This window comes from Desulfobaculum senezii (assembly GCF_054657395.1).
Map to the genome: position 1 here is coordinate 1,102,843 of NZ_BAAHYU010000003.1, position 15,440 is coordinate 1,118,282.

General features: G+C 61.9%; 13 protein-coding genes and 4 tRNA genes. 14 read left to right on the forward strand and 3 right to left on the reverse strand.

The window, feature by feature from the left end; genetic code table 11:
• The first annotated feature begins 15 nt into the window (after positions 1-15).
• The 4 genes from ACYQ2T_RS13810 (at position 16) to ACYQ2T_RS13825 (ending at position 3,036) form a co-directional block, all read left to right on the forward strand.
• The gene (locus ACYQ2T_RS13810) at positions 16-774 is read left to right on the forward strand and encodes a dihydroorotate dehydrogenase electron transfer subunit (protein ID WP_459901349.1); all 759 of its coding nucleotides are present in this window, start codon (positions 16-18) and stop codon (positions 772-774) included.
• Positions 775-793: 19 nt separating this feature from the next.
• Positions 794-1,705 carry a dihydroorotate dehydrogenase gene (locus ACYQ2T_RS13815; RefSeq protein WP_404843219.1) on the forward strand — a complete coding sequence of 304 codons (912 nt, stop codon included), beginning with the start codon at positions 794-796 and terminating at the stop codon, positions 1,703-1,705.
• Between the two features lie 60 nt (positions 1,706-1,765).
• Positions 1,766-2,212 (forward strand): DMT family transporter, encoded by a 447-nt coding sequence (locus ACYQ2T_RS13820; protein ID WP_459901351.1) that lies wholly within the window; start codon positions 1,766-1,768, stop codon positions 2,210-2,212.
• A gap of 65 nt (positions 2,213-2,277) precedes the next feature.
• A complete protein-coding gene (locus ACYQ2T_RS13825) occupies positions 2,278-3,036 on the forward strand; it encodes an AsmA family protein (RefSeq protein WP_459901353.1) in 759 nt (252 codons plus the stop codon).
• A 105-nt stretch (positions 3,037-3,141) separates the two neighbouring features.
• Here the strand turns inward: ACYQ2T_RS13825 and mutY are convergent, their stop codons facing one another.
• From mutY to gpmA, 3 genes are all read right to left on the reverse strand, one after another.
• Positions 3,142-4,242 (reverse strand): A/G-specific adenine glycosylase, encoded by a 1,101-nt coding sequence (gene mutY / locus ACYQ2T_RS13830; protein WP_459901354.1) that lies wholly within the window; start codon positions 4,240-4,242, stop codon positions 3,142-3,144.
• A 72-nt stretch (positions 4,243-4,314) separates the two neighbouring features.
• A complete protein-coding gene (locus ACYQ2T_RS13835) occupies positions 4,315-8,124 on the reverse strand; it encodes a class I adenylate cyclase domain-containing protein (protein WP_459901355.1) in 3,810 nt (1,269 codons plus the stop codon).
• A gap of 60 nt (positions 8,125-8,184) precedes the next feature.
• Positions 8,185-8,928, reverse strand: coding sequence for a 2,3-diphosphoglycerate-dependent phosphoglycerate mutase (gpmA, locus tag ACYQ2T_RS13840; protein ID WP_459901357.1), 744 nt, complete (start codon positions 8,926-8,928; stop codon positions 8,185-8,187).
• Positions 8,929-9,116: 188 nt separating this feature from the next.
• Here gpmA and rpmE point away from each other — a divergent pair, with 188 nt between their 5' ends.
• From rpmE to tuf, 10 genes are all read left to right on the forward strand, one after another.
• Entirely contained in the window at positions 9,117-9,350 is a 234-nt protein-coding gene (gene rpmE, locus ACYQ2T_RS13845; protein WP_404843213.1) for a 50S ribosomal protein L31, read from the forward strand.
• Positions 9,351-9,524: 174 nt separating this feature from the next.
• A complete protein-coding gene (locus tag ACYQ2T_RS13850; RefSeq protein WP_459901630.1) occupies positions 9,525-10,472 on the forward strand; it encodes a DUF1385 domain-containing protein in 948 nt (315 codons plus the stop codon).
• Between the two features lie 17 nt (positions 10,473-10,489).
• On the forward strand, positions 10,490-11,563 hold the full coding sequence (prfA, locus tag ACYQ2T_RS13855) for a peptide chain release factor 1 (protein WP_404843212.1): 1,074 nt from the start codon (positions 10,490-10,492) through the stop codon (positions 11,561-11,563).
• Entirely contained in the window at positions 11,560-12,450 is an 891-nt protein-coding gene (gene prmC, locus ACYQ2T_RS13860; RefSeq protein ID WP_459901359.1) for a peptide chain release factor N(5)-glutamine methyltransferase, read from the forward strand. The genes prfA and prmC overlap by 4 nt, the downstream gene beginning before the upstream one ends.
• Positions 12,451-12,581: 131 nt before the next feature.
• Positions 12,582-13,505 carry a UDP-3-O-acyl-N-acetylglucosamine deacetylase gene (lpxC, locus tag ACYQ2T_RS13865; protein ID WP_459901360.1) on the forward strand — a complete coding sequence of 308 codons (924 nt, stop codon included), beginning with the start codon at positions 12,582-12,584 and terminating at the stop codon, positions 13,503-13,505.
• A 226-nt stretch (positions 13,506-13,731) separates the two neighbouring features.
• Positions 13,732-13,807 (forward strand) — tRNA-Thr (locus tag ACYQ2T_RS13870).
• A gap of 9 nt (positions 13,808-13,816) precedes the next feature.
• Positions 13,817-13,902 (forward strand) — tRNA-Tyr (locus ACYQ2T_RS13875).
• A gap of 67 nt (positions 13,903-13,969) precedes the next feature.
• Positions 13,970-14,046, forward strand: a tRNA-Gly gene (locus tag ACYQ2T_RS13880).
• A 55-nt stretch (positions 14,047-14,101) separates the two neighbouring features.
• Positions 14,102-14,177: transfer RNA gene (locus tag ACYQ2T_RS13885), tRNA-Thr, on the forward strand.
• A gap of 69 nt (positions 14,178-14,246) precedes the next feature.
• A complete protein-coding gene (gene tuf / locus ACYQ2T_RS13890) occupies positions 14,247-15,440 on the forward strand; it encodes an elongation factor Tu (protein ID WP_404843209.1) in 1,194 nt (397 codons plus the stop codon).

Here is a 15,440-nt window from a genome sequence, read left to right on the forward strand (position 1 = left end):
GTGAAGGTACGGTCCTTGCTCCGATTCGGCACGCAAGGCGCCGACGGAGAGTTTTACGAGCTTACGCTTGAACATCCCGGTTCCGCAAGCACAGCGTGGCAGAACTGGAAGCCCGGCCAGTTCGTAATGGTTCGTCCCACGGCGTGGGAACACAACCCGCTTTGGGGACGTCCTTTTTCTATTCATAAGGCCGATGGCGACACGCTATCGGTCTTTTTTCAGGTCATTGGTCGCGGCACACGCGGGCTTGCCCGCCTTGCGCCAGGTGATGAGGTAACCGTCTGGGGGCCTCTTGGCAACGCATTTGCGGTGCGCGATGACAGGCCGACCCTTGTTTTGGCTGGCGGCATCGGCATTGCGCCGTTTTATGAGTACCTGCGCAGGCACCCCAGCCCCGAGAAGCTGCGGCTGGTCTTTGGGCACCGCCCCCCGGCGGAAAGCTACCCCCTCGGCATCATGGAAAAGTACGTGAAGTGCGAGGCCTACCGCGAAAAGGGCCCCGAGGACCTGAAGGCCTTTATTGGCTTGCTGGGCGATATTGTGCCTGAATACGCCACGGACGGACATATCGTGGCCTGCGGGCCGCTTCCCTTTTTGAAGACCATCCAGACCATCGCCGCCGAGGCTGGCGGCAGGGCGCAGCTGTCGCTTGAAAACCGCATGGCCTGCGGCGTAGGGGCGTGCCTTGGCTGCGTGTGCGAGCATAAGGACAGCGGTCCCGTTTCCGTCTGTGCGCGCGGCCCGGTGTTCTGGTCCGACGAAATAACGTTCTAAACAGGGAAGTTTCACTACTATGGATATGCACGTTTCCTTCGGCGGTCTGGACCTGAAAAACCCCGTTATGACCGCCTCCGGCACCTTTGGCTACGGCCTTGAGTTCTCGCGCTTTGGCGACCTTGAAAAATTGGGCGGCATTGTGGTGAAGGGCCTGTCCCTGTCCCCGCGCGCAGGCAACCCCATGCCGCGCATTGCGGAGACGCCCTCCGGCATGCTGAACGCCATTGGCCTGCAAAATATCGGCGTGGAAAAGTTCCTGTCCGGGCGGCTGAACCGGCTGCCTGCGGACAACCTTGCCGTGGTGGCCAACCTGTACGCATGCAGCGCCGATGAGTTTGCGCAGCTGGCCGAGGTGCTGGCCGATCAGCCGGGCATTGCCGCCCTTGAGGTCAACATCTCCTGCCCCAACGTGAGTTCCGGCGGCATCCTGTTTGGGCAGGACCCCAAAATGGCGGCCAGCGTGACCGAGGCGGTCAAGCGCCGCGCCGGGGACAAGCCCGTTATCATCAAGCTGTCCCCCAATGTGACGGACATTACGGAGATTGCCCGCGCTGCCGAAAGCGGCGGGGCCGACATTCTCAGTTGCATCAACACGCTGTCCGGCATGGCGGTGGACGCGCGCACCCGCAGAACGCGCCTTGCCAACGTTATTGGCGGGTTGTCCGGACCGGCGGTGAAGCCCGTGGCCCTGCGCTGCGTGCATCAGGTGTGTCAGGCTGTTGATGTGCCGGTCATTGGCGTTGGCGGCATTTCCTCGGCTGAGGATGTGCTGGAGTTCATCCTTGTGGGCGCGCATGCCGTGCAAGTGGGCACCGCCAACTTCCTGCGTCCGGATTTTGCCTTCCGGCTTGTGGACGAACTTGCCGAACTCTGCGATACCTATGGCATTTCCTCATGGGATGCGTACCGCGGGAGCCTCCAGCTGTAGCGGACGCGTCCTCAGACGCTGGGAGGCCAAGGGAATGCAATGTGAAGCAGGGGGCGGGGCATGTCTGCCGTAACCGCCCTGACGATGGCCTTTGGGGCCGGAGTGGCAATGGCCGTGCAGCTTGGCGTCAATGTCCGGCTGGGGTCGTGGACCAAGGACGCTGTTTTGGCGGCGTTTGTGTCCTTCTTTGTGGGGACGCTGGCCCTTGCGGCCTACGCCTTTGCCACCCGCATTCCGCTGCCTAGCCTGTCCGATGCGGGCAAGTTGCCGCTGTGGTACTGGTCCGGCGGCGTGCTGGGCGCGTTTGTGGTGGCCTCGGCCGTTATAGTGGGCCCGCGCATTGGGTCCGCCACGATGTTTACGCTGATGGTGGCCGGGCAGGTGTCCATGTCGCTGATTTTGGACCACTTTGGCCTGTTCGGTCTGCCGCAGCATTCTGTGAGCCCGCTGCGTATTGCGGGCGTGGTACTGGTTGTGCTTGGTGTGGTGCTCATCCGCAAGTTCTAATGCCGCCGCCTGCTCCGCTGCCGTGCGGGGCGGGCTGTTTCGTGTTCAACCGGAGGTTCGCGCTGATGAAAAAGTTTTTCTATCTGCTGGTGGCTGTGTGCGTCGTGTTTGTCGGCGTTGTGGTGTTTGGCCTGTTGTCCGTGAATCCCTTGGTCAAAAAGGGCGTAGAGTACTTTGGGCCGCGCTATGTGGGCGCGGACGTGCGCCTTGCGGAGTCCGACCTGTCGATTTTGAGCGGCGAAGGGGAACTGCGCGGGCTGTTCGTGGGCAATCCTGCGGGCTACAAGTCCGAGAGCGCGGTGCAGGCCGATTCCATCCGCATGAAGCTGGACACCTCCAGCCTGTCCGAACCCACGGTGATCATTGAGGCCATTGTCATTGACCGGCCGGTCATCACCTACGAGCTTGCGGGGCGCACCAGCAATCTGCAAACCTTGGTGGACAATGTGACCCGCTCGGCCAAAGGCGGCGACGCCGGCTCCGGTGGCGGCGAAAGCGCCGAAGCGGGCGATGCCGGCGGCAAGTCCGTGGTCATCAAGCATATTGTCATCCGCAATGCGCGGGTGAACTTTGGCATTGCGGCCCTTGGCGGCGAGCTTGCCCACGCGGAGTTGAACGACATCCACCTGCGCGACATTGGCGAGAAGAAGGACGTCTCCATGGCTGATGCGGCGCGGCAGGTGCTGACTGCCATAAACCGGGCTGTTGCCCAGCGCTTGCCCGGCGTAACGCGCGGCCTTGAGGACGGCGTGAAAAAGGGCGTGGATGCCATCAACGGCACCTTGCGCTCCGTGGGTGAAGGCCTGCGCGGCATTTTGAAGTAGGCCGCCGCGGCAGAGTCCGGCGTGATGCTTGCGCTCAACCAAGCGCTTTCTACGTCATTAAGAAAAGCCACAGGGCGGTCCGTTGCGTAACGGGCCGCCCTGTTTTTATGCTGAAAAGAGGTGGGCGTAACGCAGGTCGGTGCGCATGATGTCGATGAGCTTGCGGTGCCCGCCGGGAAAGGCGAGGCCGTCCAGCCCCTCGGACGTGGACCAGCGGTACTCGGACGCGGCGGTAAGGTAGGGCGTGGTGCCTGTTCCCTCGAGGGAGAGCAGAAAGCAGTGCAGGGTGATGCGGTAGCGCGTGTAGCCGTGGCGGACCACGTCTATCTTGTCCACCACGCTGACGCGGAAGTCTGTTTCCTCACGGAATTCACGCACGGCGGCCTGTTCAGGCGTTTCGCCGTCCTCAATGCTGCCGCCGGGGAATTCCCAGAGTCCGCCCCACACACTGTCCTCCAACCGCTTTTGGATGAAGAATCGACCCTCGTGCAGCAGCACGCCCGCCACGATGCTCAGCGGGGTGATGTCCTGCCGTTTTCCGGGCACAGGACGGTGCGCCACAATGCCGAGGCGATAGGCCTCGCACTGCGCGCTGAGGGGACAGGCGTCACAGCGCGGGGCGCGCGGCGTGCAGACCAGTGCGCCAAATTCCATCACCGCCTGATTAAAGTCCCGCGCGCCGCGCGGTGGCAGCAGGCGGTCGGCGTGGTCGGCCACGGCGCGCTTGGCGTCCTTTTCCTTCACCGGGGTGTCAATGTCGAACAGGCGGGCAAACACGCGCTCTACGTTGGCGTCAATGGCCGGGACGTCCTGCTGGTAGGCAAGGCTGGCAATGGCCCCGGCGGTGTAAGGCCCAACACCGGGCAGGGCCAGCAGGCCACCTACGTCGGCGGGGAAGACGCCGCCGTGCTCGTCCATGATGATGCGCGCGGCTTTGCGGATGTTGCGGGCGCGGGAGTAGTAGCCCAGCCCCTCCCAGTATTTGAGCACGTCGTCTTCACTGGCCGTGGCTAGGGTGGGGACATCGGGGAAGCGCGTCATCCAGCGTTCAAAGTAAGGCACGGCGCGGTCCATCTGGGTTTGCTGGAGCATAATCTCCGACACCCAAACATGGTAGGGCGAATAGGTCTTGCGCCACGGCAGGGGGCGCTGGTTCGCGTGGAACCAGTCCACCAGCGTGGCGGCGATGTGGTGGTGTGTGGTCATGGTCTGTCTCCTTGGAAGGTGGCAACAGAGCATGACCCGCCGGGTTTGGCAAGGCTGACGGGGCGGTGGCGGCTAGCGCCGTGGCTGTGGGCTGCTGCTGCGGTCCGGCACAAAATAGTCCAGCACCGGCGGCTCCGCAAACTCCTGCTCCACATTGTTCAGCAGAAATTGCACCGGGTTGTCGATGACTTCGTTGTCCTCGGCGGAGACGGTGCGGCAGAACAGTTCCCCCCAGTTGGTGCTGTACACCACGGAAACCTCCGCAATGCGCGCCAGTTCCCGCTGTTTGGTGAGGTTCAGGATGAAGAAGGCGCGGACGATGCGCTCCGGGTTCAGCATTTCCGCGATGTCCGTATTAAAGGTCTCCTTGGGCGGAAAGAAGTCGAGCAAGGCATTCAGCAGGCGCTGGATGTCGCGCACGGTGACCGGGGAGATGGTGGGGTCGCCGCGGATTTCGATGTCTTTGTGGGAGATGCCATTGGCCGCCAGCCACACAAGGTGTTCGGCAAGGTCCGACCCCTGCCGCAGATTGACGAGGTCAAGGCGCTGCGAGGTCGCCACCTCCTGCGCGCCCTGCACCTCCCATGATGACGGTTCGCCCAGCTTTTTGGCCTGCGCCTGAAAGTGCAGGACCCGAAAGCGCGTGCCGCCAAGGGACACAAAGGGGATATGCTCAATCTTGTGCCTGCGCCGTGAAAAGGTGGAAAAGATTTTACGCCCAAGCTTGGTGATGTCCTCGGGCGAGATGCTGACGTCGGTGTGTTTTTGGCTGTCGCGCACACGCATGTAGGTTTGCACGATGAACCGGTTCACGGACGAACCAATGCTGACCAGCTTCTGGAAGGGCCACTCGGTGCTTTTTTGCAGGGCGGCGGGCATGGTGGCGGCAATCTGCGCGCCTTCGGCTTCTTCCCGCCGTGTGGGAACCGCAAGGGCGGCTTTGGCGCCGAGTTTGGTTTTAAGGAAGAACGACAGCCGGATGAGGTTGGCGGAGTCCTTGTCGCCGCTTTGGGCGTAGTGGAGCAGAACCTCCTTGTACATAAGGACGTAGGGGTCCACGGCGTCAAGGCGTGGGTCGCCGGAAAGGATGCCCGCCTTGAGGCGCTCGCAGAGGAGTGGGCTTTCGGAATCGGCGTCTGGGGCAATGTATTTTTCCAACAGGCCAAACTTCATAATGGACTTGAAGGGACTCTTCAGCGCCTTCACAATCTGCCACAGCGACGCGCCAAAGAACTCCTGCGGCGGGATGCGCAGCAGGTTGCCGAGGTCGATGAACGGGGCATCCCACGGCGCGCGGGCGAGCAGTTCCATATTTTGCGCGTAGTCGGCATCGGTACTGCCTGCCGGGGTGGTCCACCACATGGGCAGGCTGCCCGCCACGTGCAGGACGGAGCGGTAGAATTCCTCCTTGAGCAGCAGCGCCTGCGCCGTGCCGGAGCTTTCCGCATCGCTGACGCCGAAGTTGTTGGCGCGGATGCGCTCCACGTCCATGGTGAAGAAGTGTACCTCCAGCCCAAAGGTGGCGTCCGCCCACTGTTCGATGGCCTCAATCTTAAAGGCCAGCCCGTCCACCAAGATTTCCGGCATGTCGTCGGGGTCGTAGCACAGCCAGTAGTCAAGGTCCGACGCCTCGGACTGCGCAATGGTGCCCACACTGCCTATGGTATACAGCGCGCGGAAGGTGATGGGGTCCGGCGCGCGCGGAGGCAGTGTGGCGTCCGGAAAGTGGCGGCGCGCGGCCTCGATGGTGGAGTAGTCCGGACAGTAGTTGCCCATGCGGCAGGCCAGGGGCAGTGGTTCAAGCTCCTCGCTGCTTCGTTCAAAAATTTCCGTATGCAGAAAAAATGGGGCAAGGCGGACAAAGTCGCGCCGGGGCGCGCCGAGCTTTTGCATACACCAGTGTTCGCGCCGGGCGTTGTTGCCCATAAACGCTGCGGCCCGGCGGATGATGTCCCACAGGCCGTACCACGCATCCATGGCCAGCTTGGCTTTGGCCCCGGCCTGCGGCGGCAGGGGCGGTGGTGGTGTTGTGTCTGCCATGGCGCGCGCCGCGTGGGTGCGCAGTTGCAGGCGCAGGGCGCAGGGGCAGGACCCGTGCGGCCCGGTGATGGTGATGTCCGAGAACAGGCACGCGTGCACAGTGCTGGAGATGATGGAACAGTCCAGCAGTTCAAGGCCGGTGCCCGAGCAGTGCCGAAGCTCCGTCCCCGCAAGGGTGACCGCCTCCATGCGCGAGTCCGTAAGGTCGCAGGCGGTGACGCGCAGGGCCTCCAGCCTGCCGCCAAAGAGGTGCAGGCCACGCAGTTTGGTGCCCTGAATGTCGATGAGGCCGCAGGTGCAGTCCGTGAGTTCGGTCTGTTCCGCGTTGCCGCAGGTGATGGTTATTTCCCGCAGCGAGCAGTCGAAGAACCGGGTGCCGTTCATGGTACAGCCGGTGAAGGTGCACCCGGAAAAGCGCGTCTTGTGGAAGATGGTTCCCGAAAAGTCAGCGTCGACGAAGGTGCAGTTTTCAAAGGTGGCGCTTTCGATAAGGGAGTCCGTGAACGTGGTGCCACGCAGGGTACGCTCCTCGTAGATGGGGGAGAAACGCCGCCCGGAGTGCTCGCTCTGCAGGACCATATCGCCGCCAAACTGAATGGAGATGGCTTCCCCTTCGTCTCCGCTGAACAACCCGCCAAGGAAACCTTTCTCCTTCTTCTTGGGCTTCTCCGCCGCGTCATCTTTCTGGGGGCGCTCGGTAAAGCCCGCCAGTGCGGCCTCAACGTCGGGCTTGGGCGAGGTGCTGGGCGGAATGGCGTCAATGAGCGCCTGCGGGGCGTCCGGGACGGCGGCGGCAAGGCTCACGCGCGCCATGGGCGGATCAAGGGCCGCCATGAGCGGAAAGACCATGGCCGCGAAGGCCTCGGGCTTCTCCCCGGTGGCTTTGATGTAGAACGCGGCTTCCTCCGACGGCATAAGGGGAAGCGCCGCGGTGATGGTCTCCTGAAGGGCGGGGTCGCGCTTGAAGCAGGCGGCAAGGATGCGGCCGATACTGTCCGGCATAATCTGCGTGAGGCAGGCGACCACGGCGGTTCGCACGCGCAGGTCCGGGTGCGTCAGCGAGGGCAGCAGCGCCTTGACGTAGCGCTTGTCGTGGCGCGGGGCTACGGCGGCTATAGCGTCCAGCAGGGTGCGCTGCGCACCGAGGTCACGCGTGACCAACAGGGGCAGCAGGCGCAGGTGCAGGTCCGGCGCATCCAGCATGGCCAGCGCCGGGATGTAGGTATGCAGGTCGTCATCCGGACGGCGCGAGGCTTGAAGCAGGGACTCCTGCGCGGTGATGGCGGCATCGACGGCGCTGCCGAAGGGGCCGGTTGCCAGCGCGTGGGACAGGGGATAGGCGAGGACGCCGCCGCTGGCACGCAGCGCCTGCAACTGCGCGGCAATCTCCTTGGGCGGCAGGGCCGCAAGGTCCGGCAGGGCGGTCATGGCGATGGGGCGCAGGGCTTCGTAGCGGCCCGTATCGTCCAACAGCAGGTGGTTGACCACGGCCAACCGGAACTCGCCGGGGAAGAGGTCCAGCACGCCCGCAACATCAATGCCCTGCGTCATCGCCAGCAGGGATGCGGCCAAGGGCGCAGCAAGGGGGCCAAGGTCCGCCAGCAGGCCAATATAGTAGACCTGTAATTCGGCGTCGTTTGATGTTGCGGCGCGCCAGTGCAGGACAAGGGCCGTCTCGTCGCCCATGCGGCGCGCCTCGGCAGGGCCGGCTGCCGCGCACTGCGCCCGGATGCGGTCCACCAGGCTGGTGATGTCCGTGCGCGTGCGTTCCGGCGGCGGGTGCGCCGTCAGGCTGGTGAGTCGTTTTAAAGACTGCGGGAACGTGAACTGCTCTGGGGCCATGGCGGTCCCCCCGGGCCGGGCCGTCCCAAGGGCGAAGTCCCTTGGGCGGGGACGGCGCGCTTAGCCCTTGGCCTGATTGGCCACGGCCTGCGCCGCCCGTTTTGCGGCTTCCGGATCGCCGAGGTAAGAGTGTTTGATGGGCCTGAGCGTTGCGTCCAGTTCATAGACGAGGGGAATGCCGGTGGGAATGTTCAGCCCGGTAATGTCGTCCTCGGACATATCGTCCAAATATTTGATCAGCGCGCGCAGGCTGTTGCCGTGCGCGGCAATGAGCACGCGGCGTCCGGCGCGGATGTCCGGCGCGATGACCTGATGCCAGAAGGGCAGCACACGCTCCACGGTGAGGGCGAGGCTCTCCCCGGCTGGCAAGTCGCTGGGCGGAATGTGCGCGTAGCGCGGGTCCAGCGAGGGGTGGCGAGGGTCGTCGGCCTCCAGCGGCGGCGGGGGAATGTCGTAGCTGCGCCGCCAGGTGAAGACTTGCTCGTCGCCGTATTTCTGCGCGGTTTCGGCCTTGTCCAGCCCTTGCAGCGCGCCGTAGTGGCGTTCATTGAGCCGCCAGCTTTTGATGACGGGCAGCCACATATTGTCCATTTCGCGCTGGATGATCCACAAGGTTTCGATAGCGCGTTTGAGCAAAGACGTGTAGCACACGTCGAAGACGAAGCCGCTGTCGTGGAGCAGCTGCGCCCCGGCCTGCGCCTCGGCCTCGCCCTGCGGGGTCAGGCCGACATCGGTCCAGCCGGTGAAGCGGTTTTCAAGGTTCCATTCGCTCTGCCCATGACGGACGAGGACGAGCTTGTGCATGATGCCTCCGAATTGTTGGCTGAGTGCTCCTTGCTTATTCCACGCCTGTCATTATATACATGAGAGCCGTGGCCGTGAAAAGGCAGCACGCCCACGCAGGACGTCCGGTCCAGACATTATGTGCTTGCCAAACGTTTGCAAACAGGGTATCCATGCCGTCTTTTCGGAACCCTGTGGAGGAATACACCATGAAAAAAGATATCCATCCTAAGACTTACAAGGCCAAAGTTCAGTGCGCCTGTGGTCACGAGACCGAGCTTTTGACCGCCAAGGGTGAAGAAGTGCATGTGGAAATTTGCTCCAACTGCCATCCGTTCTTCACCGGCAAGCAGCGCTTTGTTGACACCGCTGGTCGTATCGACCGCTTCCGTAAGAAGTTCGGCAAGCTTGGTGAGAACAAGGGCGCTGGCAAGGAGAACTAGCATCTCCCTTTTTCGCGAGCCATGGAGCTCGCCCGGCAGTCGCCTCCGTCAGGGATCGTACCTGTCGGAGGCGTCTTTTCATTTAAGCCGGACCGTGCTGCATGACGCCGTGTCCGGTAGGAGGCGGGTATGTCATCAGCTCAGAGTGCATCCGTGATGGGCGCTTTCCGCGCCATGCGCCGGGCCGCCGTGCACGGTGTTTCGTTGTTTTTGCGCGGGGCCACTACCGTTGGTGGGCAGGCCGTTGTGGAAGGCGTCATGATGCGCAATCAGGACCGTTTGGCCATCGCTGTGCGTAAGCCGGACGGCAGCATTGCGCTGGAGACGCGCCCCTGGTTTACCCTGCTGCGGGCCGACTGGATGAAGCGCCCCTTTGTGCGCGGATTCTTCGTCCTCATCGAAACCTTGGTCAATGGCATCAAGGCGCTCAACTTCTCGGCGCAAACCGCGCTGGAGGAAGAGGGCGAAGAGGAAGTGAAGCCGTGGCAGCTGGCCCTGACCGTTGCCGTCTCCATTGCGCTGGCGCTGGGACTGTTCGTTGTGTTGCCGCACATGTTTTCCCTTGGCATCAAGGTGCTGGGGCTTGGCGGCGGAACGGAGTCCTTTAGCTTCCACGCATGGGATGGGCTGTTCAAGCTGGCCGTGTTTGTGGGCTATATCGCCGCCATTTCCCGTATTCCCGATATTAAGCGCGTGTTCCAGTACCATGGGGCCGAGCATAAAACCATCTGGACCTACGAGGAAGGCGGGGAGCTGACTCCCGCAGCGGCGCGCGGCTACAGCCGCCTGCATCCACGGTGCGGGACGGCGTTTTTGCTGTTTGTCCTGTCCCTTTCCATCGCCCTGCATGCCGTGCTGATTCCGGGCATGCTGGCCGTGTATACCCCAGACGCCGCCGTAGCCAAGCAGGCGTATGTGGTTATCGCCAAGTTTTTCATGATGATTCCTATCAGCGCCGTTGCCTATGAGCTTATCAAGTACACGGGCACTAACGGCAACGCCCGGCTGTGCCGGGTACTGTGCTGGCCGGGTCTCATGCTGCAATATCTGACCACTGGCGAGCCCGACGACGGGCAGCTGGAAGTGGCCATCGCCGCGCTGAAAGGCGCGGTTGATAAATGATTTGAGAGGTCGTCACAATGTTCGCCAAGCTCGATAGCATAGAGCGCCGGTTCGAGGAACTTGAGCGCGAGTTGTCCTCTCCCGATGTGTTCAACGATCAGGATCGCTACAGGACGCTCACCAAGACCCATTCGGACCTTGGTGAAATCGTCAAGGCGTACCGGGAGTACCGCACACTGGAGGAGAACCTTGCCGAAAGCCGTGAGATGCTTCACGACGACGACAAGGACATCCGCGAGATGGCTGCGGCCGAAATCGCGGAACTGGAAGAGCGTCTGCCCGGTCTGGAGCATGACCTGAAGATTCTGCTCCTGCCCAAGGACCCCATGGACGAGAAGAACATCATTCTCGAAATCCGTGCGGGGACGGGCGGTGAGGAAGCCGCGCTGTTTGCCGCGGACCTCTTCCGCATGTACATGCGTTTTGCCGAGCACAACGGCTGGCGGACCGAAATGATGAGCGCCAGCGAGAGCGGCAGCGGCGGCTACAAGGAAGTCATCGCCGCCATCTCCGGCGAGCGCGTCTACAGCCGCCTCAAGTACGAGTCCGGCATCCACCGCGTGCAGCGCGTGCCCGCCACCGAGTCGCAGGGCCGTATCCACACCTCCGCCTGCACCGTGGCGATTATGCCCGAGGCCGAGGACGTGGAGATCAACCTCAGCCCCGACGAGCTGCGCATTGACGTGTACCGCTCCTCCGGCCCCGGCGGCCAGAGCGTGAACACCACGGACTCCGCCATCCGCGTGACCCATCTGCCCACCGGCCTCGTTGTGACGTGTCAGGACGAAAAGTCCCAGCACAAGAACAAGGCCAAAGCGCTGAAGGTTCTGCGTTCGCGCCTGCTGCAGATGGAGCAGGACAAGCAGCATCAGGAGCAGGCCGACGCCCGCCGCGCACAGGTTGGCTCCGGCGACCGCTCCGGACGCATCAGAACCTACAACTTTCCGCAGGGCCGCGTCACCGACCACCGCATCAACCTGACCCTGTACCGCCTCGACGAAGTCATGCAGGGCCACATTGACGAGCTTGTCGAGTCCCTCATCAGCCACTATCAGGCCGAGGCACTCCGGCAGCAGGCGGAGGACTCGTGATCCGGGAAAACCCGACACTGCGCGCGGTCATCACCGAAGCCCGCGCGCAGCTTGAGCGGGCGGGTGTCGACAGCCCAGCCCTCTCGGCAGAAATTCTGGCGGCGCATACCTTGGGTATGCGCCGCCTCGACGTTCTGGTGCATCCAAATAAAGTCCTCACCCCCGCCGAAGCTGTGGCCGTACAGGTGGCTATCACCCGCCGCGCCGCAGGGGAGCCGGTTGCCTATATCCTTGGAGAAAAGGAATTCTACGGTCTGGACTTCACTGTCAGCAGCGCCGTCCTTGTGCCGCGTCCAGAGACGGAACACATTGTTGAGGATGTGGAAGCGCACTTTGCCGCGGATGCGCAGCTGCGCTTTGCGGACCTTGGAACGGGCAGCGGCTGTCTGGCCGTGACTGTGGCGCACCTGTTTGCCAACGCGCGCGGCGTGGCGCTGGATATGAGCGCCGACGCACTGGCCGTGGCGCGCGCCAATGCCGTCCGGCATGGTGTGGCCGATAGGGTGGCCTTTGTGCGGGGCGACTTTGCCCAGCCCTTTGCCGCGGCGGGGAGCTTGGACCTTGTGGTGTCCAATCCGCCCTATGTGAGCGAGGCCGAATACCGCGAACTGGATCCCGAAGTGTCGCAGTTTGAACCGCGGACCGCGCTGGTCCCTGATGGGCACGTGGAGTCCGATGGTCTGGAGTGCGTGCGCGCGCTGCTGCCGCAGGTGGCCCGTGCGCTGCGACCGGGGGGACTCTTCCTGATGGAGTTTGGCTGGACGCAGGGCGAAGCCGTGCGCCGCATCCTGGAAGGGCAGGGCGCGTTTTCTTCGGTAACCATCCGCCGCGACCTTGCCGGAAAGGACAGATACGTGCTGGCCCTGCGTAGCGAAAAGTGTGTGTGAAAACACACGAGTGTTGCTTATTTGTAACACTTGCACCACAGGGCTCTTGGCGCAAAGTCCAGTAATTTCAACATGTTATAACTTTTAAAATTCCGGCACGTATTTTGCTGTAAGCGTGGCGGAGGCTATGAATGCAACAGACGACAATCCAAAAATCAGTCAAATGCTCCGGCATCGGCCTGCACAGTGGCCGCAAGGTGGAACTTGTTCTTCGTCCCGCGGACGAGGATACCGGCATCGTCTTCGTCATTAAGAACGAAAACGGCACGCGCTTTCTGACCCCCACGCCCGAGAGCGTGATCGGGACCGGACTCGCCACCACCCTCGGACAGGGCAAGGACTCCGTTGCCACCGTTGAGCACCTGATGGCCACCACGCGTGGTCTTGGTATAGATAATATACAGATTGAAGTGACGGGCGGGGAAGTGCCCATCATGGACGGCAGCGCCGGATCCTTCGTATTTCTGCTCAAGGGAGCGGGAATCCGCAAGCAAGGCAAGCCGCGCCGCGCCCTCGCCGTGGCCAAGCCCTTTTCCCATAAGGATGAGGAGAAGGCCATCCGCGTCAGCCCGTACGACGGGTTCCGCGTGGACTATATTATTGACTTTAAGCATCCGCTCATTGCCGAGCAGCGCCGCAGCTTTGAATTGACGCCCGAAACCTTCGAGGCGGAAATTGCCAAGGCGCGGACCTTCGGCTTCCTGCGCGATGTGGAATATTTGCAGAAAAATGGCCTTGCCCTGGGTGGCTCGCTTGAAAATGCCGTGGTCCTCGACGAGTACGGCGTGGTGAATGCCGAGGGGCTGCGCTTTGAGGACGAGTTCGTCCGGCACAAAATTCTCGATTTTATTGGCGACATGGCCGTGAGCCCGCTGCCGCTTCTTGGGCATTTTGAGGTGCGCTGCTCCGGCCACGCATTTAATAATGCCTTTTTGCGCGAACTTATCGACAACGGCGCGTCCTATTTGCGCACGGTGGAAGCCGTGGAGCCGCAAATGGCTGCCCGCAGCGCCGAAAAGGAGTCCGAGGCCGTGGGTATTCCCGCGTTAGCCTAGGCCCTGTCTGGGTTTCGTCAAAAAAGCCGTCCCGCTTCCGGGGCGGTTTTTTTTGTGATAAGCTCCGGGATCGGTGCGACGGACAAGGGGGAAAACCACTTTTTTGCAGGGAAAATCAAAAAAGTTGAAAAATTCGCTTGACCCCGGTGGCAGTTCCAGATAGTTCTGCTCCTCGCCGACGGGGAGAGCGAAACGCACTCACCGACGGCACTTTGAAAATTACTGCGCTGGTGTAGCTCAATTGGCAGAGCAGCTGATTTGTAATCAGCAGGTTGTGGGTTCGATTCCTATCACCAGCTCCAGCAGAGAATGGAGGGGTTCCCGAGTGGCCAAAGGGAACAGACTGTAAATCTGTCGGCGATTGCCTTCGGAGGTTCAAATCCTCCCCCCTCCACCATCAATATTTAGCGCTAAAAGAACTGTAGGAGACAGGGTGGACCTGTTGCTTGACTGCAGAGTAGTGCGCGGGAATAGCTCAATTGGCTAGAGCATCAGCCTTCCAAGCTGAGGGTTGCGGGTTCGAGTCCCGTTTCCCGCTCCATCTCTACATACCCTGCCCACCCCCTCTTTATTTTTCCCTACAGTTTTTTTATAAAGCCCACGTAGCTCAGTCGGTAGAGCACTTCCTTGGTAAGGAAGAGGTCACCGGTTCAAGTCCGGTCGTGGGCTCCATAGTCTATTTTTTTATTGTCCCTAGACCATCAACCAACCGTAAACGAATTTTCTACGGGGGAAAGAGTCATGGCCAAGGCAAAATTCGAGCGTAAAAAGCCGCATGTAAACATTGGTACCGTCGGCCACATTGACCACGGTAAGACCACCCTGACCGCCGCCATCACCAAGGGCTCCGCCCTGCTGCGCGGTGGTGACTTTGTCGCTTTCGACGAAATCGACAAGGCTCCTGAGGAAAAAGAGCGTGGCATCACCATCGCCACCGCTCACGTCGAGTACGAGACCGACGCACGCCACTATGCACACGTGGACTGCCCCGGTCACGCCGACTACATCAAAAACATGATCACCGGTGCTGCCCAGATGGACGGCGGTATCCTGGTTGTCGCCGCCACTGACGGCCCCATGCCCCAGACTCGTGAGCACATCCTGCTCGCCCGTCAGGTTGGCGTGCCGTCTCTGGTTGTCTTCCTGAACAAGGTTGACCTCGTCGACGACGAAGAGCTGCTGGAACTCGTTGAACTCGAAGTTCGTGAGCTGCTCTCCAAGTACGACTTCCCCGGCGACGACATCCCGGTCATCAAGGGTTCCGCTCTGAAGGCCCTGGAAGCTGAGTCCGCAGACGATGAGGCCCTGAAGCCCATTCAGGAACTTCTGGACGCTTGCGACTCCTACATTCCCGCTCCTGAGCGCGACATCGACAAGCCCTTCCTGATGCCCATCGAGGACGTGTTCTCCATCTCCGGCCGCGGCACCGTTGTGACCGGTCGTGTGGAGCGCGGTGTGATCAAGGTTGGTGAGGAAATCGAGATCGTCGGTATCCATGACACCACCAAGACCACCTGCACCGGCGTTGAGATGTTCCGCAAGCTGCTCGATCAGGGCGAAGCTGGCGACAACATCGGCGCGCTGCTCCGCGGCGTGAAGCGTGACGAAGTCGAGCGTGGCCAGGTTCTGGCAGCTCCCGGCTCCATCACTCCTCACCGCAAGTTCAAGGCTGAGGTGTACGTGCTGAACAAGGACGAAGGTGGCCGCCACACTCCGTTCTTCTCCGGCTACCGTCCTCAGTTCTACTTCCGTACCACCGACATCACTGGCGTGGTTACCCTCGCCGACGGCGTCGAGATGGTCATGCCCGGTGACAACGCAACCTTCGGTGTTGAGCTGATCGCCCCCATCGCTATGGAGAAGGGCCTCCGCTTTGCTATCCGTGAGGGTGGCCGCACTGTCGGCGCTGGCGTTGTCTCCGAAATCGAGGAGTAA